The sequence below is a fragment of the Serratia ficaria genome, from assembly GCF_900187015.1.
Lineage (GTDB): Bacteria > Pseudomonadota > Gammaproteobacteria > Enterobacterales > Enterobacteriaceae > Serratia > Serratia ficaria.
Genome location: NZ_LT906479.1, coordinates 1,623,902 through 1,647,696, shown reverse-complemented (window position 1 = coordinate 1,647,696; position 23,795 = coordinate 1,623,902). Strand labels below are relative to the sequence as shown.

The 23,795-nt window shown below is 58.0% G+C and carries 21 protein-coding genes and 1 pseudogene; 12 read left to right on the top strand and 10 right to left on the bottom strand.

Annotated features, from left to right (window positions below):
* Positions 1–12 precede the first annotated feature (12 nt).
* Positions 13–123, top strand: a pseudogene (locus tag CKW09_RS07895) (molybdopterin-synthase adenylyltransferase MoeB); the annotation flags it as partial.
* A gap of 52 nt (positions 124–175) precedes the next feature.
* On the opposite strand, the gene CKW09_RS07890 reads toward CKW09_RS07895, so the two are convergent.
* Entirely contained in the window at positions 176–1,768 is a 1,593-nt protein-coding gene (locus CKW09_RS07890) for an ABC-F family ATPase (RefSeq protein ID WP_073970322.1), read from the bottom strand.
* 212 nt (positions 1,769–1,980) lie between these two features.
* Here CKW09_RS07890 and CKW09_RS07885 point away from each other — a divergent pair, with 212 nt between their 5' ends.
* Both CKW09_RS07885 and CKW09_RS07875 read left to right on the top strand, forming a co-directional pair.
* A complete protein-coding gene (locus CKW09_RS07885; protein WP_095096530.1) occupies positions 1,981–2,595 on the top strand; it encodes a hypothetical protein in 615 nt (204 codons plus the stop codon).
* Positions 2,596–2,878: 283 nt separating this feature from the next.
* Positions 2,879–3,106, top strand: a complete 228-nt coding sequence (locus CKW09_RS07875) for an acetyltransferase (protein ID WP_231922130.1) — start codon at positions 2,879–2,881, stop codon at positions 3,104–3,106.
* Between the two features lie 18 nt (positions 3,107–3,124).
* On the opposite strand, the gene CKW09_RS07870 is transcribed toward CKW09_RS07875, so the two are convergent.
* Positions 3,125–3,475 carry an antibiotic biosynthesis monooxygenase family protein gene (locus CKW09_RS07870; RefSeq protein ID WP_095096515.1) on the bottom strand — a complete coding sequence of 117 codons (351 nt, stop codon included), beginning with the start codon at positions 3,473–3,475 and terminating at the stop codon, positions 3,125–3,127.
* Between the two features lie 73 nt (positions 3,476–3,548).
* Between CKW09_RS07870 and CKW09_RS07865 the strand changes: the two genes are divergently transcribed.
* The 3 genes from CKW09_RS07865 to phoA all read left to right on the top strand — a co-directional run bounded on the left by CKW09_RS07865 (position 3,549) and on the right by phoA (position 6,563).
* Entirely contained in the window at positions 3,549–4,232 is a 684-nt protein-coding gene (locus CKW09_RS07865) for an ArsR/SmtB family transcription factor (protein ID WP_061798394.1), read from the top strand.
* Between the two features lie 74 nt (positions 4,233–4,306).
* Positions 4,307–5,014 (top strand): glutathione S-transferase N-terminal domain-containing protein, encoded by a 708-nt coding sequence (locus tag CKW09_RS07860; protein ID WP_061798392.1) that lies wholly within the window; start codon positions 4,307–4,309, stop codon positions 5,012–5,014.
* 121 nt (positions 5,015–5,135) lie between these two features.
* On the top strand, positions 5,136–6,563 hold the full coding sequence (gene phoA / locus CKW09_RS07855; protein WP_061798391.1) for an alkaline phosphatase: 1,428 nt from the start codon (positions 5,136–5,138) through the stop codon (positions 6,561–6,563).
* 57 nt (positions 6,564–6,620) lie between these two features.
* Here the strand turns inward: phoA and CKW09_RS07850 are convergent, their stop codons facing one another.
* Complete coding sequence (locus CKW09_RS07850) at positions 6,621–7,244, bottom strand: TetR/AcrR family transcriptional regulator (RefSeq protein ID WP_095096507.1); 624 nt, start codon at positions 7,242–7,244, stop codon at positions 6,621–6,623.
* A 97-nt stretch (positions 7,245–7,341) separates the two neighbouring features.
* Here CKW09_RS07850 and CKW09_RS07845 point away from each other — a divergent pair, with 97 nt between their 5' ends.
* From CKW09_RS07845 to CKW09_RS07835, 3 genes are all read left to right on the top strand, one after another.
* A complete protein-coding gene (locus CKW09_RS07845; RefSeq protein ID WP_095096505.1) occupies positions 7,342–8,175 on the top strand; it encodes an NmrA family NAD(P)-binding protein in 834 nt (277 codons plus the stop codon).
* A 460-nt stretch (positions 8,176–8,635) separates the two neighbouring features.
* On the top strand, positions 8,636–10,213 hold the full coding sequence (locus CKW09_RS07840; protein WP_095096503.1) for a malate:quinone oxidoreductase: 1,578 nt from the start codon (positions 8,636–8,638) through the stop codon (positions 10,211–10,213).
* Positions 10,214–10,417: 204 nt separating this feature from the next.
* On the top strand, positions 10,418–10,876 hold the full coding sequence (locus CKW09_RS07835; RefSeq protein WP_061798385.1) for a helix-turn-helix domain-containing protein: 459 nt from the start codon (positions 10,418–10,420) through the stop codon (positions 10,874–10,876).
* 73 nt (positions 10,877–10,949) lie between these two features.
* Here CKW09_RS07835 and CKW09_RS07830 read toward each other — a convergent pair whose 3' ends face one another.
* The 4 genes from CKW09_RS07830 to CKW09_RS07815 form a co-directional block, all read right to left on the bottom strand.
* Entirely contained in the window at positions 10,950–11,990 is a 1,041-nt protein-coding gene (locus CKW09_RS07830) for a fimbrial protein (protein WP_061797613.1), read from the bottom strand.
* An 11-nt stretch (positions 11,991–12,001) separates the two neighbouring features.
* Positions 12,002–14,617: a fimbria/pilus outer membrane usher protein gene (locus tag CKW09_RS07825; RefSeq protein WP_061797614.1), complete on the bottom strand. Its 2,616-nt coding sequence runs from the start codon at positions 14,615–14,617 to the stop codon at positions 12,002–12,004.
* 26 nt (positions 14,618–14,643) lie between these two features.
* Entirely contained in the window at positions 14,644–15,327 is a 684-nt protein-coding gene (locus tag CKW09_RS07820; RefSeq protein ID WP_061797571.1) for a fimbrial biogenesis chaperone, read from the bottom strand.
* Positions 15,328–15,393: 66 nt separating this feature from the next.
* Positions 15,394–15,921, bottom strand: a complete 528-nt coding sequence (locus CKW09_RS07815; protein ID WP_061797615.1) for a fimbrial protein — start codon at positions 15,919–15,921, stop codon at positions 15,394–15,396.
* A 513-nt stretch (positions 15,922–16,434) separates the two neighbouring features.
* Between CKW09_RS07815 and CKW09_RS07810 the strand changes: the two genes are divergently transcribed.
* From CKW09_RS07810 to CKW09_RS07800, 3 genes are all read left to right on the top strand, one after another.
* On the top strand, positions 16,435–17,151 hold the full coding sequence (locus tag CKW09_RS07810; protein WP_061797572.1) for an EAL domain-containing protein: 717 nt from the start codon (positions 16,435–16,437) through the stop codon (positions 17,149–17,151).
* A gap of 21 nt (positions 17,152–17,172) precedes the next feature.
* Positions 17,173–17,763, top strand: a complete 591-nt coding sequence (locus tag CKW09_RS07805; RefSeq protein WP_061797617.1) for a LuxR family transcriptional regulator — start codon at positions 17,173–17,175, stop codon at positions 17,761–17,763.
* Positions 17,764–17,951: 188 nt separating this feature from the next.
* On the top strand, positions 17,952–19,574 hold the full coding sequence (locus CKW09_RS07800; protein WP_061797574.1) for an FMN-binding glutamate synthase family protein: 1,623 nt from the start codon (positions 17,952–17,954) through the stop codon (positions 19,572–19,574).
* A gap of 159 nt (positions 19,575–19,733) precedes the next feature.
* On the opposite strand, the gene betA is transcribed toward CKW09_RS07800, so the two are convergent.
* The 3 genes from betA to betI all read right to left on the bottom strand — a co-directional run bounded on the left by betA (position 19,734) and on the right by betI (position 23,716).
* Entirely contained in the window at positions 19,734–21,401 is a 1,668-nt protein-coding gene (betA, locus tag CKW09_RS07795) for a choline dehydrogenase (protein ID WP_061797575.1), read from the bottom strand.
* 225 nt (positions 21,402–21,626) lie between these two features.
* Positions 21,627–23,099 carry a betaine-aldehyde dehydrogenase gene (betB, locus tag CKW09_RS07785; protein WP_095096500.1) on the bottom strand — a complete coding sequence of 491 codons (1,473 nt, stop codon included), beginning with the start codon at positions 23,097–23,099 and terminating at the stop codon, positions 21,627–21,629.
* Positions 23,100–23,119: 20 nt separating this feature from the next.
* A complete protein-coding gene (gene betI, locus CKW09_RS07780) occupies positions 23,120–23,716 on the bottom strand; it encodes a transcriptional regulator BetI (RefSeq protein WP_061797577.1) in 597 nt (198 codons plus the stop codon).
* Positions 23,717–23,795: the final 79 nt, after the last annotated feature.

The window sequence follows — 23,795 nt, the reverse complement described above, 5'->3', positions numbered from 1 at the left end:
CGATAAAAAATGTACGGCCAAACGCTCACCGGCAAGTTGCTGATGTTCGACGCCATGACCCTGCAATTCCGCGAGATGAAGCTGCCGAAAAACCCGCAGTGCGAAGTGTGCGGCGGGGATTGACGGATAAAAAAAGGGCGGGAAAATTCCCGCCCTGCTTATTTTATCGCGTTGCTTACACGATGCCCTGGCTGCGCAGGTAGTCTTCGTAATTGCCGGTAAAGTCGATCACTTTGTTCGGCGTCATTTCCAGCACGCGCGTCGCCAGCGAGCTGACGAACTCACGGTCGTGGGAAACGAAGATCAGCGTGCCTTCGTACATTTCCAACGCCATGTTCAGCGATTCGATCGATTCCATATCCAGGTGGTTGGTTGGTTCATCCATAACCAAAATATTAGGACGCTGCATCATCAGCTTGCCAAACAGCATGCGGCCCTTCTCCCCCCCGGACAGCACCTTCACGCGCTTCTTGATGTCGTCCTGGCTGAACAGCAAGCGGCCCAGCACGCTGCGCACCGCCTGCTCGTCGTCTTTTTCCTGTTTCCACTGGCTCATCCAGTCGAATACCGTCAGGGTTTCATCGAACTCGTATTCGTGATCCTGCGCGTAGTAACCGATTCTGGCGTTTTCCGACCATTTCACGCTGCCGCTGTCCGGCTGCGCGTCGCCCACCAGCGTTTTCAGCAGGGTGGATTTACCGATACCGTTCGGGCCCAGCACCGCCACTTTTTCGCCCACTTCCACCATCAGGTTGAACTTGCTGAACAGCGGACCGTTGTCGAAGCCCTTGGACAGCGCTTCCACTTCCAGCGCATTGCGGAACAGTTTCTTGTCCTGCTCGAAGCGGATGAACGGGTTCTGACGGCTCGACGCCTTCACTTCTTCCAGCTGGATCTTGTCGATCTGGCGGGCGCGCGAGGTGGCCTGCTTGGATTTGGAGGCGTTGGCGCTGAAGCGGCTGACGAACGACTGCAGTTCGTTGATTTGCGCTTTCTTCTTGGCGTTGTCGGCCATCAGACGCTCGCGCGCCTGGGTGGCGGCGGTCATGTATTCGTCGTAGTTGCCCGGGTACACGCGCAGTTCGCCGTAGTCCAGATCCGCCATGTGGGTACACACCATGTTCAGGAAGTGACGGTCGTGCGAAATGATGATCATGGTGCTGTTGCGCTCGTTCAGCACCTGCTCCAGCCAGCGAATGGTATCGATGTCCAGGTTGTTGGTCGGTTCGTCGAGCAGCAGGATTTCCGGATCGGAGAACAGCGCCTGCGCCAGCAACACCCGCAGCTTGAAGCCCGGTGCGATTTCGCTCATCGGGCCATAGTGTTGCTCAACCGGGATGCCGACGCCGAGCAGCAGTTCGCCGGCGCGCGCTTCGGCGGTGTAACCGTCCATCTCGCCGTAGGCCACTTCCAGATCGGCGACCTTATAGCCGTCTTCTTCGCTCATTTCCGCCATGGCGTAAATGCGGTCGCGCTCTTCTTTCACCGCCCACAGTTCGGTGTGGCCCATGATCACGGTGTCGAGCACGCTGTATTGTTCGAAGGCGAACTGATCCTGACGCAGTTTACCCAGGCGTTCGTTCGGGTCGAGGAACACGTTGCCGCCGCTCGGCGCCAGATCGCCGCCGAGGATTTTCATAAAGGTGGACTTGCCGCAGCCGTTGGCCCCGATCAGGCCATAACGGTTACCGCCGCCGAATTTGACGGAGATATTTTCAAACAGCGGCTTACTGCCAAACTGCATGGTGATGTTGTTAGTGCTTAACACAGCGCTCGCTCTTCATATCATAGGGAATGTGATTTGGCGCGCATTATGCCACAACGGGGATAAGAGATCGCGGGAAGTTTCGGCGATATTTTGAGCGGCGAGTTCACACCGTTTACCGGTGGGCATTGGCTTGCGTACAAAAAGTCTGCTAGATTCGCGCTTCATATTGAAAAGGATTTCTATGAAAAAACGCAAAGCAGATAGCCAACGACATGGCGGATGCCGTAAACATTGACAGCAATTTAGTGCGCGGGTTTGCACAAGGTTTTATCAGTGTACCGGTCGATTTCTACTATCTGGGCTACGACTATATTGATACTGAAAACAGATGGTTAAACTCGCAAGATAAAGAGCGATTTATCAGACTTATCAAGTCAGGCCTGGCCAATAAAGCGAGCATCGAAAAAGTGGCTCATATCTTCATCGAAAATTTCGCCAGTAAGGTCAATTTTGAAGATGTTAAGGACATGACCATAAGAACATCAGGCAAACTCATCGGCAAATTCGCCTTTAATCAGCTGGCTACTGCCAACGTCGGTTATGTGTTCTCAAAACAAATCATCCCAAGGCTAATTTCGGGTGTCGCCGTGGGCTCGATTCTCACCGCGGGCGCGAGTATTTCCCGATCTGTCTATACATCACGCGATTTAAAGGTAAGAAACGCCCGGATGTATGATCAACTCAGACGCATGGGAAATCTTGATCTGCTATATTTCCTTTTAGAAAACAAGGTCAGGCCGTTTGAGGATGCCGTTGCGGTTTGGGAACGAGATCGAAAGAAATTCAACCAAATTTGCCAGTATTTTTTTACAAAGGTTAACGCATGAAGAACTTTATGCTGTCTGTTCTATCCCGACTAATTCAAGGGGTGGGATGCGGTATCGTGGCATTATCGCTGTTAGCCATAGCCTGGTTCATAGTCTACTCAGACACTGAATTGAAATATCTATGGGCTCTTATTGCTTCCCTGGGACTTATTCTTGGATATTTCATCTTCAAAATTGCAGTCAAAAAAATATACGATGACGCCCCAGACTAAGAAGTGGGATTTTAAATAGCGCTGTAGATTTCTTAGCATAAACAAGTTTTCAGCGAACGCTGGTCCAGGATATGGAATGGAGCGATGTCCGGATATTTCTGGCGGAACTGCGGGAAATGGGCGCGGCAGGCTGCGTAGTATTGGGCAATCCGCACTACTACGGGCGCTTCGGCTTTGATGCGCAAACGTCGTTAACGCTGCCGGGCGTGCCGCAGGCATATTTCCGCGCAATCACCTTCCGCGGCGCTCTGCCGCAGGCGGAAGTCGCTTTTCACCGCGCGTTCGACGCCATCGAATAAGGAAGCGCTGCGCGGCTGTCAATCGCCGGCGTGATAATTCCGGCTGTCCAGCGGCGCCTCCTGCCGCCGTTCCAGGCCATAATCTCGCCTCACCTCGGCCACCCGCAGCCGGTACTGCGCCAGCACTTCGCGGCGGCCTTGCGCCTGCGCGGCGCGGTGCCGCTCCAGGTTGCGCCATTGCTGCACCGCCGCTTCATCGCGCCAGAACGACAACGACAGCAGGCGCTGCGGATCGGCCAAGCTTTGGAAACGTTCAATCGATATAAACCCGTCGATCTCCGCCAACAGCGGTTTAAGCTCCGCCGCCAGCTGCAGGTAAGTGTCGCGCTGGCCGTCGGCGGCCTGCAGTTCAAAAATAACGGCAATCATGATGACCTCCGGTCAGGAAATATCGGCCATGCTAGCGCTGGACGCACCGCCATACTTCGCCTAACTTCGAAGTATGGATAACATGGATATTGAACATCGTTTGGCGGCGCTGAGCGCCGCTATCGCCGACCGCACCCGGGCGCGCATGCTGTGCCTGCTGATGGACGGCCGCGCCTATACCGCCACCGAGCTCAGCGCGGCGGCCGACGTCGCCGCCTCTACCGCCAGCGGCCATCTGGCGCGCCTGCTGGAACAGCGGCTGATCGCCTGCGTCAGGCAGGGGCGCTATCGCTATTTCCGCCTGGCCGGGCAACCGGTAGCCACCGCGCTCGAGGGGCTGATGGCGTTGGCCGGCGTCGAACGCCCGGTGGTAAAAAGCAGCACGCCGAGCTCGCTGCAGTTTGCCCGCACCTGTTATGACCATATGGCCGGCGAAGTGGCGGTGAAACTGCATGACCGTCTGCATGCCCGGGGCTGGCTGACGGGCGATGAAGACTATCGGCTCAGCGCCGCCGGCGCCGCCGCGTTGGCGCAGCTGGGCGTCGATTGTTCGCCGGCCCCTTCTCGCCGGCGTTTCGCCTGTGGCTGCCTGGACTGGAGCGAGCGCAAGGCCCACCTCGGCGGCGCATTGGGGGCGGCGTTGCTGGCGGCCTTTATCAAACGGGGCTGGCTCCTGCGCCGGTTGGACAGCCGCGAGCTCAGCCTCACCGCCGGCGGTAAAAAAGCGCTGGCAGCACATTTTGACCTCACGCTGTAACACCGCAATACGCTAGTTTTGCTGCAATACTCAAGGGGTACGCTTTGGCGAACCCGCAAACCCGAGGAGTTTCCATGCTCGATCAATCTCAATTCCCGATCACCAGGCTCTGGCCGGCCCAGCACCCGGAGCGGCTGCAGCTGTACTCACTGCCGACGCCGAACGGCGTCAAAGTGTCCATCATGCTGGAAGAGATCGGCCTGCCCTATGAACCGCACCTGATCGATATCGGCAAAAACGAAACCTGGACGCCGGAGTTCCTGTCGCTGAACCCGAACGGCAAGATCCCGGCGATCCTCGATCCCGATGGCCCGGGCGGCAAGCCGCTGGCGCTGTTCGAATCCGGCGCCATCCTGCTGTATCTGGCGGAGAAGAGCGGCAAATTCCTGCCGCAGGATCCCGCCCGGCGCTATGAAACCATTCAATGGGTGTTCTTCCAGATGGCGGCGGTCGGCCCGATGTTTGGCCAGCTCGGCTTCTTCCACAAATTCGCCGGGCGCGAATATGAGGACAAACGGCCGCTGGAGCGCTACAAGAATGAATCCAAACGCCTGCTGGGCGTGCTGGAAAGCCGCCTCGAAGGGCGCGACTGGATTATGGGTGAGGAATACGGCATCGCCGATATCTCGCTGCTGGGCTGGGTACGCAACCTGATCGGTTTCTACGAGGCGCGCGAACTGGTGGAATTCGACGGCTTCCCGCGCGTTGGCCGATGGCTGGAACGCGGCCTGGCGCGGCCGGCCGTGCAGCGCGGCCTGAACATTCCGGCGCGAGACGTCTGACGATAAGCGGGGCAGCCGCCGGGCCGCCCCCCTTTCGCCGTCATAAAACTGTCATCACCCTGCACTACTCTCCTGGCGTAACAATTTGATGTTATTTGTATTACGACAAGGAGTTTCCCTCATGCAACCTGCTGTTTCCCTGCTCGCCGGCGCCGTGTTATCCGCCCTGCTGTGCTCTTCCGCCATCGCCGATGACGCCCCTGCCCCTGGCGCCGGGCTTAGCGACCGCGCGGCGCGCGGCAATATCGCCGAACCGGGCGGCGCCCGTCGCCTGAGCGGCGACCAAACCGCCGCGCTGAGGGCCTCGCTGTCGGATAAAACGGTGAAGAACGTCATTTTACTGATCGGCGACGGCATGGGCGATTCCGAAATCACTTCGGCGCGCAACTACGCCGAAGGCGCCGGCGGCTATTTCAAAGGTATCGACGCGCTGCCGTTGACCGGCCAATACACCCACTATTCGCTGGACAAGAAAAGCCACAAGCCGAATTACGTTACCGACTCCGCCGCCTCCGCCACCGCCTGGTCCACCGGGGTAAAAACCTATAACGGCGCGCTCGGGGTGGATGTAAACGGCAAAGATCGGCCGACGTTGCTGGAGATCGCCAAAGCGGCCGGCAAGGCTACCGGCAACGTCTCCACCGCCGAACTGCAGGATGCTACGCCGGCGGCGCAGGTGTCGCACGTCACCTCGCGCAAATGCTATGGTCCGGAAGAAACCAGCGAGAAGTGCGCCGCCAATGCGCTGGAAAACGGCGGCCGCGGCTCGATTACCGAACAGCTGCTGAAAACCCGTGCCGACGTCAGCCTGGGCGGCGGCGCAAAATCCTTCAATCAGCAAGCGAAAAGCGGCGAATGGCAGGGAAAATCACTGAAGGAGCAGGCCGTCGCTCAGGGTTACCAGTGGGTCGGCGATGCCGACGGCCTGCGGGCGGTGACGCTGGCCAACCAGCAAAAACCGCTGCTGGGGCTGTTTGCCGATGGCAACATGCCGGTGCGCTGGCAGGGGCCGAAAGCCTCTTACCACGGCAATATCGACAAGCCGGCGGTCGCCTGCGAGAACAACCCGGCGCGCACCGCCGCCGTGCCAACGCTGGCGGCGATGACCGAAAAAGCCATCGACCTGCTGAAAACCAACCCGAACGGTTTCTTCCTGCAGGTGGAAGGCGCCTCGATCGACAAGCAGGACCATGAGGCCAATCCGTGCGGCCAGTTCGGCGAAACCGTCGATCTGGACGAAGCGGTGCAAAAAGCGCTGGCCTTCGCCCGCGCCGACGGCAACACCCTGGTGATCGTTACCGCCGATCACGCCCACTCCAGCCAGATAATCGCCGTCGACGCCAAGGCGCCGGGCCTGACCCAAACGCTGACCACCAAAGACGGCGCGCCGATGACCATCAGCTACGGCAATGCGGAAGAAGGCTCGCAGGGCCACACCGGCACCCAGCTGCGGGTGGCGGCCTACGGCCCGCATGCCGCCAACGTGGTCGGCCTGACCGATCAGACCGATCTGTTCTTCACCATGCGCGACGCGATGGGCATCAAGTAAGCCGGAAGGCTCGCCGTTTCACCGCCGCCTCTCCTTCCCGCCCGGGAGGGAGAGGGTTCAGGCGTCGGTCAGCACCTTGGCCGCCATCCGCTTGTAGCCGTCCACCAACGCCCGCCCCTCTTGCGGCCCGGTGCTCACCGCCAGCCGCATCGTCGCTTCCCCCAGATGCATCAGCAAAAAGGCCGATTGCTCTATGGCCGTACGCTCCGCCTGCGGCCGCAGGCGCGCTATCGCCGCCGCCAGCAGCGCGCCGTTTAGCCGGCTTTCCGCCACCTCCTCCTCACGCAGCGCCTGGCTGGTCTGGGTCGCCGCCCAGATATCGCGCATGACCGGCTCCGCCATAAACAGCGCGTAGTACTCGTCGATCAGGCCATTAAAGGCGTCGACCAGGCGCGGCAGCGAATCCGCCTGAGCCAGGCCCTGTTCAATGCACTCGCGCGCCTCCTGATTGTATCGCTGCGCCAGCACCCGCACGATGGCGGTTTTATCCGGAAAGTATTGGTACAGCGCGCCGATGGAAATGCCGGCCTTCTGCGCCACTTCGCTCATGCGCATCGCGTCGCTGCCCTGCCGGGCGATCAGCTCGGTCGCGCAATCCAGGATCAGCTTGACCTTTTCGCGGCTGCGCGTTTGGCTGGGTTTACGCCGCAGCGGCAGAATATTTTTTTGCTTGCCATTCATCGTCATCGCTCCATGCATAAAAACCCGCCTTGACAATAATACGAGGGTTTCTCATATTTACAAAACATGAGTGATACTCACATTATAGCGAGGCAACATGAACAGCAGCGAAAAAGACTCACCTATTCTGGTGCTGGGCGCCACCGGCAAAACCGGGCGTCGCGTAGCGGAGCGCCTTCAGCGACTGGGCATGGCGGTGCGCCCCGGGCATCGCGGCGCCGCCATCCCCTTCGACTGGCAAGACAGCGCCGGCTGGCAAGCGGCCTTGCGCGGGGTGAAAAAGGTTTATCTCAGCTACCAGCCCGACCTGGCGGCGCCGGGCGCGGTGGCAACGGTCGCGCATTTTTGCCGTCTGGCGGTAGACGGCGGCGTACAGAAAATCGTGCTGCTCAGCGGGCGCGGCGAAGACGAAGCGCGGCAGGCGGAACAGGCGGTGGCCCGCAGCGGTGCAGACTGGACGGTATTGCGCGCCAGCTGGTTTATGCAGAACTTCAGCGAAAGCTTTATTCTCGACGAGCTGTTGAACGGCGCGCTCGCCCTGCCGCCCGGTGAAATTCCGGAGCCATTTATCGATGCCGATGATATCGCCGAGGCGGCGGTTGCCGCCCTCACCCGCCCCGGCCACGAAAATACGCTGTACGAACTGACCGGCCCGCGCCTGATGACCTTTGCCCAGGCGGTGGCTGAAGTCGCCGCCGCCAGCGGGCGTGAGATCCGCTACCGGCAGGTGCCGGTCGACGAGTATGTCGCTTATCTGCGCGCAGCGCAGCTGCCGGCAGAGTGGGTGGCGTTGCTGGCGTATTTGTTCGGCACCGTGCTGGATGGGCGCAACGCTTCATTGACCGACGGCGTTCAGCGCTGCCTGGGGCGCGCGCCGCGCGACTTCAGCGCCTATACCGCCGCCGCCGCCGGTGTCTGGCAAGCGCAATAACCTCCCCATGGCCGCCCGCCACGGCGGCCATTTGCTTTTTGTTACCGCCCGCCATTTGCAATTTATCCGCAATTATTATGTGATAGCCGAATATCCTTTAATTCCCGCTCGATTAACCCCTGTAAATATCGCGGTTATCCGGCGTCGCGAATAGCGCACGGCTTATTCCTTCCGCAATAATTTTAATATCCCCCACCTTATTTGATTTTTTTAGTTACAAAAGTAGTTTTTAACATTATTGCAAACAATAATACCCCGTCAGTAACCTGAGCCGATCAATTTGTACCCAGGCAGCCTGCAATAGTTCACTTTTCGTTAAAAACCCTATTAACAAAAAGGCATTATCACGCATCTCGGTCCCTGCCGGGCGGTTGGCTTTATTTATTATTTACCAGGGTAACTCCCGATAAATTCTTTCACCTGCAAATGAGTAGAATTTACACACAAGAGATTTGATTAAATGAGAAAATTACTCGTTATGATCTTCTGCCTTAACCTGTTTGGCGTATCGCAGCAGGCAGCGGCAGCAGAGAATAAAACCGTTGATGTGGTATTGATCGGCGGCGGCATCATGAGCGCGACATTGGGCACCTACCTGCATGAGCTGGAGCCAACCTGGACCATCGACATGTACGAGCGCATGAATGGCGTGGCGGAAGAGAGCTCCAACGGCTGGAACAACGCAGGTACCGGCCACTCCGCCTTCAGCGAAATGAACTACACCCCGGAAAAAGCCGATGGCAGCATCGACATCAGCAAGGCGGTAGTGGTTAACGAGTCTTTCGAAATCTCCCGTCAGTTCTGGTCTTATCAGGTGAAGAACGATGTCCTGAAAGATCCGAAATCCTTCATCAACAGCGTGCCGCACATGAGCTTCGTCTGGGGTGACGACAACGTCGACTTCCTGCGCAAACGCTATGCGGCGCTGCAGCACAGCACGCTGTTCCGCGGTATGGAATACTCGGAAGACGCCAACCAGATCAAACAGTGGGCGCCGCTGGTGATGAACGGCCGCGATCCGGCGCAGAAAATCGCCGCGACCCGCATGCCGCTGGGCACCGACGTCAACTTCGGCGTGATCACCCACCAGTTGGTCGATGCGCTGACCAAAAGCGACAAGTTCAAGCTGAACCTGAGCCACGAAGTGCGCGACATCAAGCGCAACGCGGACAACACCTGGAGCGTGACCGTTGCCGATCTGAACCGCGACGGTAAAGAAACCACCGTTAACGCCAAGTTCGTGTTCATCGGCGCGGGCGGCGCTTCCCTGACGCTGCTGCAGAAATCCGGCATTCCGGAAGCGGACGGCTACGGCGGCTTCCCGGTCGGCGGCCAGTTCCTGGTGACCACCAACCCTGAAGTGGCCAACCAGCACCTGGCCAAAGTCTATGGCCTGGCCAGCGTAGGTTCGCCGCCAATGTCGGTGCCGCATCTGGACACCCGCATGCTGGACGGCAAGCGCGTCCTGCTGTTCGGACCTTTCGCCACCTTCTCCAGCAAGTTCCTGAAAAACGGTTCGCTGTTCGATCTGCTGCACTCCCTGAGCACCTCGAACCTGATGCCGATGACCCACGTTGGTCTGGATAACTTCGATCTGGTGAAATACCTGGTTGGCCAGCTGATGATGAACGACGACGATCGCTTCGCCGCGCTGCAAGAGTATTTCCCGCAAGCCAAAAAGGAAGACTGGAAGCTGTGGACCGCCGGCCAGCGCGTGCAGATCATCAAGAAAGACGCCGACAAAGGCGGCGTGTTGCAGTTCGGCACCGAAGTCGTCAGCTCCGAAGACGGCAGCATCGCCGCCCTGCTGGGCGCATCGCCGGGCGCATCCACCGCGGCGCCAATCATGCTGCACCTGATGGAAAAAGTGTTCAAAGATAAAGTGGCGACGCCGGAATGGCAGAGCAAACTGAAAGAGATCATTCCGTCTTACGGCCAAAAGCTGAACGGCGATATTGAAATGACCAACAAGATCCGCGGCTACACCAGCAGCGTTCTGGGTCTGAACTACATCGAAGTGAAACCGGAAACCCACTGATTTCCCATTCGTTTCCTGCTGAAAAGGCCGCGCCGTGCGGCCTTTTTTTATACCCCTGCCGGGACAAGAGCATTTTTAGCCCCCTTTTTGCCCCCCGTTAACACTTGCGTAACCCGATTACGCGGCCTATTATCAAAGAACATTCTTGGATAATTACGCTGAGTCTCTGTGACCGAATGTCGTTTCTGCGGGAGAACTTAAATAATGGATCGCGTCAATATCATTCACGATTTACTGGATTGGATTGAAACTCATCTGGATCAACCGCTGTTGCTGGACAACGTGGCGGCCAAGTCGGGCTACTCCAAGTGGCACCTGCAGCGCATGTTCCGCAGCACCACCGGCCATGCGTTGGGCAGCTACATTCGCGAGCGGCGCCTGTCGCAGGCGGCGCAGGCCCTGCGCTCTACCCCGCGGCCAATCCTCGATATCGCCCTGCAATACCATTTCGATTCCCAGCCGTCGTTTTCACGCGCCTTCAAAAAACAGTTCGGCAAAACGCCGGCGGTCTATCGCCGCACCACCCGCTGGGACGTGGCGGAAGTGCGCCCGCAGCCGATCGCGCCGCTGAACGGGCACCGTCACGAATCGCCGGGCGTGCACCTGTGGTACGCGGGGAAATCCGTGGACGGCGTTTGCACCAGCTGGATGGGCCTGCGTTGAAATAAGCGGGCGGCATAAAAAAAGGGTTCAGCCTTGAATGGACTGAACCCTTTTTACATCGGCGATCGTCGGCCTATTTAAAGGTCACGTCGATATTCGCCGAGGCGCTGAACGGCCCCACTTTAGGGTTGGTGTTCAGCCACTTCAGGCTGGCCAAAAAGTTTTTCTCGACGATGGTGCCGTTGACCAGGCCCAGATCGACCGGGCTGTTCATCGGGATCGGCGTATTCGGCGTCGCCGCCTGCGAAATCAAAATGCCGAAGCCGCTGTCGCTGGTCGGCAGGATCAGATTGTTGTCCTGAACCGGATAGGTGGAGCTGAAGCTGGCCTGCAGCGTTTCCCCCTGGCAGTCCTGACCGGTGGTCGGATCCGACATGTTGGCGGTTACCGAGAACGGCATTTGCTTTTCAATCTTGCCCGCTACCGCATTCTGGCGCGGAATGGTGCCAAAATTCACGGTGGAGCCGTTGTTGGCCACCACGGTGATTTTCGGGTTGCAGGAAATGAACTGAATATTGCCCAGCCCGGAAATATAGGCGTTAAAGTTGCTGTTCGGCGTCCCGTTCAGACCGCCCACCCCATCGACCTGGAATACCGAATAGGCATTGCTGTCGTTGATCTTGCCGCCCGCCGGCGGCGCCTTGCCGGTCGCCTTGATGTAAATGGCGTAGGACACCGTCACCGTCAGCGATTTGGCCGGGGACAAACAGCGGCTGCCGGAGCGGCGGCACTCGGTGCCGGGGCCGACGTCCTGCTTCGCGCCCTTGACCGGTTTGATATCAATGCCGTTATAGGTGACGCCGACCTCGATCGAATTGTGGATCTTGCTCATTTGCGTTTGAGGATCCCAATACAGGAAGGCGTTTTCGCCTCTCGGGTTGTTCCAGTCATCCGTACACTGGAACGAAGAGGTGAAGGTCTGCGAACGCCACAGCAAAGCGCCCGGCGCCGTATTGGCGGTAGACACCTTGATGGCTTTATCCAGCACGATGTCCTGACGGATATTGCCGTTCTGCTTGCACGACAGCGCGTAGCTGCTCTGGGAGAAAGCCCCCAGCGTGACCAGCAGCCCCGCCGCCAGCCCGAAGTTTTTATGCTTTAACAAAGAAGACATAACCATTCCTTTTAGGGTTTTCCACAGGTCAGCGTGAGTTCCTGGTAACCCATCAGCCGTTCGGTCGCCGATTTCAGTTCCGGTACGATCAGCGAGCAGCTTTCGCCCGCGTCGCTGCCCCATTTCACCAGCAGACGATCGCCTGCGGATGCACCTGAAATATAAATATCGCCATTGGTACCTACGGTGCCGTTGTTCTTGCCGTCGGCGCTGAACACGTTGGCGCCGATCGGCGGCACGCTGCCGTCCGCCATTTTGCTGTGCACCAGCAGGCTCTGGCCGGTGTGCGTTTCAAACTTGACGCGGGCGATCGCGCCATAGGTCGGCACCACGTCCCTGGCCGCCATCGGGATATCCAGGCCGTTGCCGATGTCTTCGGTGCGCAGCGCCACGCGGTTATGGCGATAAGGCGATGCGGAAGTCATCACCGCATAGCCGAAACGGTCGATGGCCACGCCCGGCTGGTTTTCCAGTCGAACGCCCCTGGCGTCCTTGGCCTCTACCAGCACGAAGGTATTCTGCAGCGGCTGGGTCAGCGTTACGCCGCCGGCGTGCGCCACAATGCCGCCCGCCACGCCGAGTGAAGACTGCTGGTAATCGTTGCTGTAGCTGTAACCGGCGTTGACCGTCCCCATGCTGCCCTGATAGCCGACGTTGGCCGAGGTCGTCTGGCCGGAGTAGCGATCGTGCCCGCTCTGCAGCGCATAGTTCAGACGGTTGTCATCCAGCGCGGTGCCGCTCAGGCCGGCGCTGTAGGTGTTGCCGCTCTGTTTGCTGTGGCCGGCGTTGAAGCTGGCGGTCATATCGGACGAATCGCGGCTGAAGAAGCTGAACGGAATCGACACGGTCAGGTTGACGCTGCGGTCCTTGTAGCCGTAGTTGCTGCGGCTGTCCTGGTAGAACACGCCGTAGCTGATGTTCTTGTAGCTGCTGTTAAAGCCGGTCTGCACCGTGCGATCCTGGCCGGAGCCGCCCCAGTAAGACTGGTTGCTGAGGTTGGCGTACAGCGTTGAGCTGCCGGCGATGCGCTGGTTGATAGACAGCTCTACGCGCTGGCGCTTGTTGTTGAAACGGCTGGTGTAATAGGTACGGCGACGCGATTCCGCCCAATCCGGCACGCCGAGATTGCGATCGTTTTCGTCGTAGTAATCATTGCGGTAGTAGCCATTCTCATAGCGATCGCGCTCCGCCACGGCGTCCGAAAAATCATAGTAGCCGGAGGTCGAGTAACGGTAGCCGGCGATCTGGAATTCAGTGCCCCAGTCGTTGAGCGACTTGGAGTACAGGAAGCGGAAACTCTCCCCCTGCTTGTCGTCGCCGTTGACCAGATTGGTATCGGAATACGACATATCAAAGGAAACCGCGCCCCAGACGCCGAGGTTTTTGCCGAGGCCCAACACCGCCGAGCGGTAGTTTTCCGCCACCAGCACGCCGCCATAAGGCGTGATGTCATAGGCCATGCCGTGCGACAGCGTGCCCTGCATAAATTTCGGCTGATAACGGCTGGTGCCGTCGTGATATTTACCGGCGGTCAGCTGATAGTCCCAAATCCCTTCACGCAGCATGTTCGGCACCGAAGAGAACGGCACGACAAACGTGGTGCGCGAACCGTTGGCCTCGATCACCGTCACGTTCAGGTTGCCGCTCAGGGTGCTGGGGAAAATATCCGTCAGCGCGAACGGGCCCGGCGGCACGTTGGTGCTGTAGATGGTGTAGCCGTTTTGGCGGATCTCGACGCGGGCGTTGGTCGACGCCACGCCGCGCACCACCGGCGCATACCCGCGCTGGCTTTCCGGCAGCATGTCGTTGGCGCTGGACATCTGCACGCCGCGGAACTGGATGCTGTCGAATACGTTGTTGTTGGTATTGGTCTGGCCGATCACCAGACGGCTGCGCAGGGAAACGAGATCGGTCTCCGCCCAGCTGGAAATATTGTTCCAATGAGAGCCCGCGCCCGACTGCCGATTCAGCGTCGAGTTATTGCGCAGGCGCCAGTCGCCCAGGTTAAGGCCGCTGTTCAGACTCAGGAAGTAGTAATCGGAGGTTTTGTCGTTCTGGTTGTTGCCGTAGCGGTTGTGGTTGCCGCTGAAATTGTAATTGACGAAGCCGGCGTTGATCCCGCGGTCATAGACCTTCGGCGAAATGGCGCCCTGCGGGCGCGGCACCAGGAAGACCTGCGGCACTTCCAGATCCATCCGCTGGATGGCGGCGTCATAGCTCAGCTTGGCGCCCGAGATTTGCTGCGGCAAAGCGTAGCATTGCGCGGCGCCGGCGGTCGCGAGATCGCCAGGCAGCTTGACGCCGTAATCCTGATAATCCTGCGCCGTCAGGCAAGGCGCCACCGGGGCGTCTTTGGCGTCTTTTTTAAATTCGATATCGCGGTGATCGATGCGCTGGCCGTTGAGGTAAATATCAAACGGATATTTGCCCGGCAGAATATCGTCGCCGCTGGCCAACGCGGCCACCTGAGCGACGTTGTCATCGCCGTGGATGAAGGAGGTATTGAACCGTTCCTCCGCCATCGCCAGATGTGAGAATGAAAATGGCACGGCAGAAAAATAAATTACACCATTAATCAGCCTGCCCAAACGTTTTGGCGTGAGGGTCGTTATTTTTTTATGTGCCATTTCTTTCATTCCTTGAAGTGCTTCAATCAGTTCAATGCGACGTTCTTAATCTCGGTGTGGCCGCCGTAGTCGTTGATATAGGTGAACGACATGCTATTGGCCGACTGCGCCCCCTGCGGCAGGGAAATGCGCAGGCTATCGTGCGGGCTCACCATATCGGCGTTCACTTTCCAGCTCTTGCCGCCGCTTTTCAGCGTCAACACGCCCAGCGTGACGTACAGCGGGCCGTTATTGGTCACCACCAGATTGCCGCCCTGACGCTGCCACTTCAGCGCTTCCGCCTGCTGTTGCAGGTTGGCCTTCAGCGCTTCAGGGCGGTAAAACAGCTTGATGCGGGTACGGATCGCCACCTGCAGCACGTTGTCCTGCTTAGGCGTTGGCGGAATTTCCTGTACGTTGACCCAGAGCAGAGATTCTCTGTCCTGCGGCAAACCGCTGCCGGAATAGATAAAACGCAGAATGGCGTCTTTCTTGGCAGCCAGTTTTAAAATGGGAGGCGTAACCACGATCGGTAAATTCTTTGGCATCTGGCTTGAATCGCCGGTATCCAGCCAGGTTTGCACCATATAGGTGTCGTCGCTGTCATTGCTGATTGAGAGCGATGCTGATTTACTTGCGCTGTTATAAATTACACGCGTTGCATCGACCTGAATGCCGGCAAAGGCATTTACGGAAAACGCGAATAAAATACAAGAAAGAATTTTTTTCATCGGAATATCTCAACTCTCAAAATTTAGCCGTCCATGGCCAATAACTCTATCTATCCTGCCAGCGAATTATTTGTATTCGATGGTGAAGGTAGCGTTAGAGTTTGCCTGACCAGCAGTGACCAGATCCTGGTAAGATTTGTAGCGAGCGCGCAGGTTGAACGTCGCAGCGCCTGGGTTGTCGCCATCGGCAGCAACGGTCACGGTAGCTGGGGTAGCCACTTCCTGAGAGATTGGCAGCGTTGCGCCGTTGTTATCCAGGATTTCAACGCCAACGCCGTTAGCGCCGCCGGTTACCGCCAGCAGCTCTGGGTGACCGGCCGGGGTGTTGCCGTCGAAACGCAGGGTGTAGTTGCCTGCTTCGCATTTTTCCAGGCTAATATCGAAAGCTTTAGCGCCGCTGGTAGAACCAGACGTTGGGAATGCGGTAGTAGGATATTTACCCAGGTAAACTTCTTTATTCTGGTCTTTATCAACAACTTTACAGGTAGACTGAACAATTTCACCGGTGAATTTAACGTTGCCGCTTGCAGCCATTGCGTTGGAAGCAGTTGCAGACAATACCAGTGCAGCCAAAGGCAATAATACTTTTTTCATTTCCAGCTCCATAGAACAATAAAATAATCGATTCAGTGCCGGGCTTATATATATGTTGCCGGCACTGAGCATACACTCAGCGATAGCACTCCTTGCTGAAAAGGAGTGTTGCTTCGATGAACCCATTGCGGGACGAAATATAGACTAAGCATATTCTTATTGTTAAATCGTTTAAAACATTCATAAGCCCCCTCTTGATAGGAATAAACTATCAACAAATACCTATCGATCGATGTTGACGATTCAAATGAATAGGAATAATCTGTGTTTGGGAAAGCTTAAGAGTTCATCATTTGGCATTAAGGCATGAAAATTAGGGTATTATCCTGATTATTTACAATATGTAACATATAGAACCGTTTGGACTTTGGCACAAATCACGCGTTAAATGGTCGTCATGAGCCATTCGGCCATTTCGGCGCGCTAAATAAGAAATTTACCAATAAACAGCGGAGTAACTTTCTTTTTACACACAAAAATCAACAAGTTAAATATCAATCCAAGGATTGGGAAATGAGCGGTTCTTTTAGAGAGAAAAATAACGGCATTAATTATGTTTTTCAGCCTATGTTCGCAAAATCCGGACAATTGCTGGCCGTTGAATGCTTATCTCGCTTTACGTTTAATAGCCAGTATGCGCATTTTTCTCCAGAACAATTCTTTCGCCACGCCGATAGCGACACCCGGATTGAGATTTTGTTGGATCAGGTCACTCTGATCGAAAAATATAAACACTGGTTTTATGAAAACCAGGTGATAGCCACATTGAATGTGGACGATCACTCGTTGAAATCCCTGGCCAATAACGGCTTTGCCGAAAGAATTAATGCCATGCGCTGTATTCACTTCGAAATCAGCGAGAACTCAACCCGGCTGGTGAAGGACCGCGTCCATGGCGATCCCTCATTGAATAGTTATTCATTTTGGCTCGATGATTTTGGTTCTGGCTATGCGGGTTTTTCCGCGTTGTACAACAGTCAGTTCCGCTTCGTTAAGCTCGACCGTTTTTTGTTGTGGGACTTTATGAAAAAGTCCGGCGGTGAGGGTTTAATGCGCGCTTTATTGCGTTTTTTTTACCTTAATCATTACAAGGTAATCATCGAAGGAGTTGAAACTCCCGAACATAAGAAATGGCTGGACGAAATGCCATATTACGCACTGCAGGGAAAGCTGTGGAAGGAATCCAGCATCATGGATTTGAACTCGCTTCTTACAGCCGAATACTTTTAACTCAGTATGGTGTTTGCCATTATGTCTAAAAACAATGTTCTGGTGATTAGTGAGTGTAAGTACAGCTATGTCGGCCTTTCAGTGCTGCTGAAAAAACATTACGGTCCTTACGACATTCGCCTGTTTTCCGATTTCATGCACGGCGGCGCCAAGGCGGAGAAGATCATCAAGCATGATATTGCGCTGATCTTTACCTCGCAAAATCTGGAGCAGAGCGTCAACGTGATTGAAAGCCTGGTGTCCCTGCACCAGCAATACAACACCAAAACGCGCATTCTGGTGTTTTATGACGATGAGCGGGTGGTGAAACTGCTGTCGATCCTGGGCATTTCCGTGGAGCTGGTGTCAACGCGCATCCCGCTTTATTCGCTGCAGGAAAAAATACAGCGGCTGCTGGAGAGCAAAGAGCCCGGCGGGATCAAGGTGCAGAAAACCCGCGAACTCAGCCCGGCGGAGAGCGATGTTATCTTTAACCTGCTGCGCGGCGACAGCCTGCTGCATATTGCGGAAAAGCGCGGCACGCACCCCAAGACCATCTTTTCACAGAAATACAGCGCGATGAAAAAGCTGCGGCTGCGCAACATGAGCGCGATCTTCGTCGCCGGCAAATAACCCCCTGGCCAGATTGTTGCGCGGTTCGCCGCGCGGCAACCTTTTCTCGGCCGCCAGGTTAAATTAATGTAACAATAAGCGATCTAGCAGCAACAGCCACATAACATCCACCTCCCGTTGATTAAGATTTGCCCACGGATCTTCCGTGAGTCATGTCGTCTGGATCAAAAAAAACATCAGGAGATGTTATGAAGTCATCATTATTCAGCCGTTATACCTGCTTCGTCGTGAGCATTTTGCTTACCCTGGTTTCATTAGCGCTGATGTTAAACCACCCGTGGTTTTTGCTGCCGGCCCTCGTTTTCGGCTGTTTGAGCGCGCTGGGCATTTACGATCTTACCCAGCAACGCCACGCGATTTGCCGTAACTACCCGATCATCGGCCGCCTGCGCTTCTTCTTCGAGTTTATCCGCCCCGAGCTGCGCCAGTATTTTCTGGAACAGGACAATGAGCAAATCCCGTTTTCGCGCACTCAGCGCACCCTGGTCTATCGCCGCGCCAAAAACGAGATGGGCGACAAGCCGTTCGGCACCCTGCTGGACGTTTATCAAACCGGCTACGAGTGCATCGGCCACTCCATGCGGCCGGTAGAGGTTTCCGATCCCACCAGCTTCCGCGTCGCCATCGGCGGCCCGGCCTGCACGCAGCCCTACTCGGCGTCCATTTTCAATATTTCGGCCATGAGCTTCGGCGCCTTGTCCGCCAACGCCATCCGCGCCCTCAATCTCGGCGCGGCCAAGGGCAATTTCTACCACGACACCGGCGAGGGCAGCATCAGCCGCTATCACCGTGAAAACGGCGGCGATCTGGTCTGGGAGCTGGGCAGCGGCTACTTTGGCTGCCGCACCGCCGACGGGCATTTCGATCCCCGGCGCTTTGCCGAACAGGCGCGCAGCCCGCAGGTGAAGATGATTGAGATAAAACTCAGCCAGGGCGCCAAACCGGGCCATGGCGGCATCCTGCCGGCGAAAAAGGTGGACGCGGAAATCGCCGCCACCCGCGGAGTGCCGCAGGGCGAAGACTGTATTTCCCCGGCCTCGCACAGCGCTTTCACCACCCCGGTGGAAATGATGCATTTCATTCAGCAACTGCGTGAACTGTCGGAGGGTAAGCCCGTCGGCTTCAAGCTGTGTATCGGCCATCCCTGGGAGTTTGTCGCCATCGTCAAGGCGATGCTGCATACCCGCATTCTGCCGGACTTCATCGTGGTGGACGGCAAGGAGGGCGGCACCGGCGCCGCGCCGCTCGAGCTGTCGAACTATATGGGCATGCCGCTGCGCGAAGGGCTGCTGTTCGTGCACAACACCCTGGTGGGCTGCGGGCTGCGCGACCAGATCAAGATCGGCGCCAGCGGCAAGATCATCAGCGCCTTCGACATCGCCAGCGTGCTGGTGCTGGGCGCCGACTGGGTGAACTCGGCGCGCGGCTTTATGTTCGCCGTCGGCTGCATCCAGTCGCAGAGCTGCCACACCAACCACTGCCCGACCGGCGTCGCCACGCAGGATCCGCTGCGGCAAAAGGCGCTGGTGGTGCCGAACAAGGCCGAGCGCGTTTACCATTTCCATCAAAACACGGTAAAAGCGCTGGCGGAAATGCTGGCGGCGGCCGGCGTCAGCCGCCCCGAGCAGCTGACGTCGCACCATATGCTGCGCCGCATCACCTCGACCGAAATCAAGGTCTACGCCGATATCTACTATTACCTGGAACCCGGCGCGCTGCTGCAAAAGGAGATTGAAAGCGACTTTTACGCCCGCATGTGGCGCATGGCGACGCCAAACAGTTTCGATCAGGCGATCTCGCTGCCGGCTTAAGCGGTACATTTATACCCCATAGCCTTAGCGTTGCGGCGTTGTTACCTGCAGTTTGAACGATGGCGGGTATGAATTGCCCCCTCGCCTCGGGGAAGAGCATATGGAGAGGGGTTGCTTGCTACAGCGGCCCTCCCCCTCATCGGCGAGAGGGCATGTCGGTTACTGCTTGCGCGCCGGCGCATCGCCGGCGACATGGTAGTCGGCGGTGCTGCGCGGCAGCGGGGCGCGCTGGCGGATGCGGTCGGCGATCTTCTCGGCGATCATGATGGTGGTGGCGTTCAGGTTGCCGGTGATGATCAACGGCATGATCGACGCATCCACCACCCGCAGCCCTTCCATGCCGTGCACCCGGCCCTGGCCGTCGACCACCGCCATCTCGTCTTCACCCATTTTGCATGAGCAGGACGGGTGGAAAGCGGTTTCGGCATGTTCGCGCACGAAGGCGTCCAGCTGCTCGTCGGTCTGCACCTCCGGCCCCGGGCTGATTTCGCGGCCGCGGTATTCGTCCAACGCCGGCTGCGCCATGATTTCGCGCGTGATGCGGATGGCGTCGCGGAACTCCTGCCAGTCCTGCTCGGTCGCCATATAGTTAAACAGGATGCTCGGATGCTGGCGCGGATCTTTCGATTTCACCTGCACTCGGCCGCGGCTCGGCGAACGCATCGAGCCGACGTGCGCCTGGAAGCCGTGCTCTTTCACCGCGTTGCTGCCGTTGTAGTTAATCGCCACCGGCAGGAAATGGTACTGAATGTTCGGCCAGGCGAACTCTTCGCGGCTGCGGATAAAACCGCCGGCCTCGAACTGGTTGCTGGCGCCCACGCCGGTGCCGTTGAACAGCCACTCCGCGCCGATCTTCGGCTGGTTGAACCATTGCAGCGCCGGATACAGCGACACCGGTTTTTTACAGGCGTACTGCAGATACATTTCCAGGTGGTCCTGCAGGTTCTCGCCAACGCCCGGCAAATCATGCACCAGATTGATGTCGAGGCTTTTCAGCAGGGCCGCCGGGCCGACGCCGGAGCGCTGCAGGATCTGCGGCGAAGCGATGGCCCCGGCGCACAGCAGCACTTCGCGACGCGCGGTGGCGCGGATCGGCTGGTTGCCGTCGCCCTGCAGATAGTTCACCCCCACCGCGCGCTTGCCGTCGAACACAATGTGATCGGTCAGCGCATGGGTGACGATCTTCAGGTTGGGACGCGCGCGCGCCTGATCCAGATAACCGCGGGCGGTGCTGGCGCGGCGGCCTTTCGGCGTCACGGTGCGATCCATCGGGCCAAAGCCTTCCTGCTGATAGCCGTTCAGGTCGTCGGTGCGCGGGTAGCCCGCCTGTACCCCGGCTTCCACCATGGCGTGGAACAGTTCGTTATTGCCGGCTTTCGGCGTGGTGACGCTGACCGGGCCTTCGCCGCCGTGATAATCGTTCGGCCCGATGTCGCGGGTTTCCGCCTTGCGGAAATACGGCAGGCAATCGAGGTAGCTCCAGTCTTCCAGACCCGGCGCCTTCGCCCAGTTGTCGAAGTCCATCGCGTTGCCGCGGATGTAGCACATGCCGTTGATCAGCGAAGAGCCGCCCAGGCCCTTGCCGCGGCCGCACTCCATGCGGCGGTTGTTCATATGCGGCTCAGGATCGGTCTCATACGCCCAGTTGTAGCGGCGGCCCTGCAGCGGGAATGCCAGCGCGGCCGGCATTTGAGTACGGAAATCCATCCGGTAGTCCGGGCCGCCGGCTTCCAGCAGCAGTACGCTGACGTCAGCGTCTTCGGTCAAACGGGTGGCCAATACGTTGCCGGCGGAACCTGCGCCGATAATGATGTAATCGTATTCCATCGATTATCTCCTAAATATTCGTATGCCTGAATGATGCGAATGGCTTGAATTCCGCATGCTGAATATATCAAGGCAGTTTTAGATGCAAAAAAGGATATATCCCCTATGGATTTCGAGTTACAGCTAGGCGACAAGGGCGCAGAGCCCCAGGAGCTTACTCAAGTAAGTGACTGGGGTCTGCGCTCGCAGCCAACAACGCTGTAGTTTGAAAGACGACGGGGATAGTTAAAATACCGAGGCGTAATCGCCCAGCTCGACCTGCACCGATTTAATCTGGGTGTAGTGTTCCAGCGTCGCCAGGCCGTTCTCGCGGCCGACACCGGACTGCTTGTAGCCGCCCACCGGCATTTCCGCCGCCGATTCGCCCCAGGTGTTGATCCAGCAGATGCCGGCCTCCAGCTGGTGGATCACGCGGTGCGCGCGGGTCAGATCGTTGGTCACCAGACCGGCGGCCAGGCCGAAGGTGGTGTCGTTGGCGCGGCGCACCGCCTCTTCTTCCGTCTGGTAGCTGAGAATGCTCATCACCGGGCCGAAGATCTCTTCGCGCACGATTTCCATGTCGTCGCTGCAGTCGCTGAACACCGTCGGCGCCACGTAGGCGCCCTTGGCGAAGTCGCCCTCGGTCACGCGTTCACCGCCGCACAGCAGGCGCGCGCCGCCGTTCTTGCCGCTCTCGATAAAGCGCAGCACCGACTCCATATGGGCAAAGCTGACCAGCGGCCCGAAGTTGGTTTGCGGATCGGTCGGGTCGCCCAGGCGGATGCGCCGTACGCGTTCGAGAATTTTCGCCTCAAACTGCGCCTGCAGCGCGGCCGGCACGAACACCCGGGTGCCGTTGGTGCACACCTGGCCTGAGCTGTAGAAGTTGGCCATCATGGCGATGTCGGCGGCGCGATCCAGATCGGCGTCGTCGAAGACGATCAGGGGGGATTTGCCGCCCAATTCCATGGTGACTTCTTTCAGCGTCGAGCCGGAAGCGTTGGCCATCACCTTCTTGCCGGTTTTCACCCCGCCGGTGAAGGACACTTTCGCGATGCCCGGATGATCGGTCAGGTACTGGCCCACTTCCGCGCCGCTGCCGGTCACCACGTTGAACACGCCGTCCGGCAGGCCGGCCTCGGTGTAGATTTCCGCCAGCTTCAGCGCCGTCAGCGAAGTGACTTCGCTCGGTTTGAAAATCATCGCGTTGCCCGCCGCCAGCGCCGGCGCGGATTTCCACAGCGCGATTTGAATCGGGTAGTTCCAGGCGCCGATACCGGCCACCACGCCCAACGGCTCGCGGCGGGTATAGACAAAGGAGGTGTCGCGCAGCGGGATCTGCTGGCCTTCGATGGCCGGGATCAGGCCGGCGTAGTATTCCAGCACGTCGGCGCCGGTGACGATGTCCACCGCGGTGGTTTCCGCCATCGCCTTGCCGGTATCCAGGGTTTCCAGCGCCGCCAGCTCGTCGTTGCGTTCGCGCAGAATGTCTACCGCGCGGCGCAGGATGCGCGAACGCTCCATCGCCGTCATCGCCGCCCACACCTTTTGTCCGCTGGCCGCGCTGGCAACCGCACGGTTGACGTCTTCAGCGCTGGCGGACTGGACCTCGGCAAGCACTTCGCCATTCGCCGGGTTCACCGCGTTGAAAGTTTTTCCATCGGTACTGTCTACATAAGCGCCATTGATATAGAGCTTCTGCAAGCCAAAACGGGACATAGGATCTCCTTGGGTTGTCCTCAGGGTGGCGTCTGCCCCCGGAGTTGAAACTGAATGTAGTCGGTGGTGAGCGCGATCGCCTGCGCCTGGTTAAACGCCGAACCGCGCAGCGCGCTGCGCAGCCACAGGCCGTCGATCAACGCCGCCAGCCCTTTCGCCGCCAGCCGCGCCTGCGGTTGCGGCAGCGCGCGCCGGAACTCGGCGCACAGGTTGGAATACAGTCGGCGGCCGTTGACCTGCTGCAGCCGATTGAGCTGCGGCTGATGCAGGCTGCTGGCCCAAAAGGCCAGCCAGGTTTTCATCGCCGCGCTGTTGATCTGGCTGTCGTCAAAGTTGCCGGCGACTATCGCCAGCAGCCGTGACGCCGGGCTGTGGTCGTGCAATGCCTGAAGCCGCAATTTCACCGCTTCGCCCAGATGGCTGATCAAATAGCGCATCGTGGCTTCCAGCAGGCCGTTCTTGTCCTTGAAATAATGACTGATGATGCCGTTGGAAACGCCTGCCCGGCGCGCTATCTGCGCGATGGTGGCGTCGTGCATACCCACTTCGTTTACTGCGGCCAGCGTGGCATCAATCAACTGCTGCCTTCTGATTGGCTGCATTCCTACCTTTGGCATAATTCGACTCTCACAAAACCGACTTCGGCCTTATCTCATCGGGTGGATTTCGCTGCCGTTCCACCTGCTGAATCAGGTC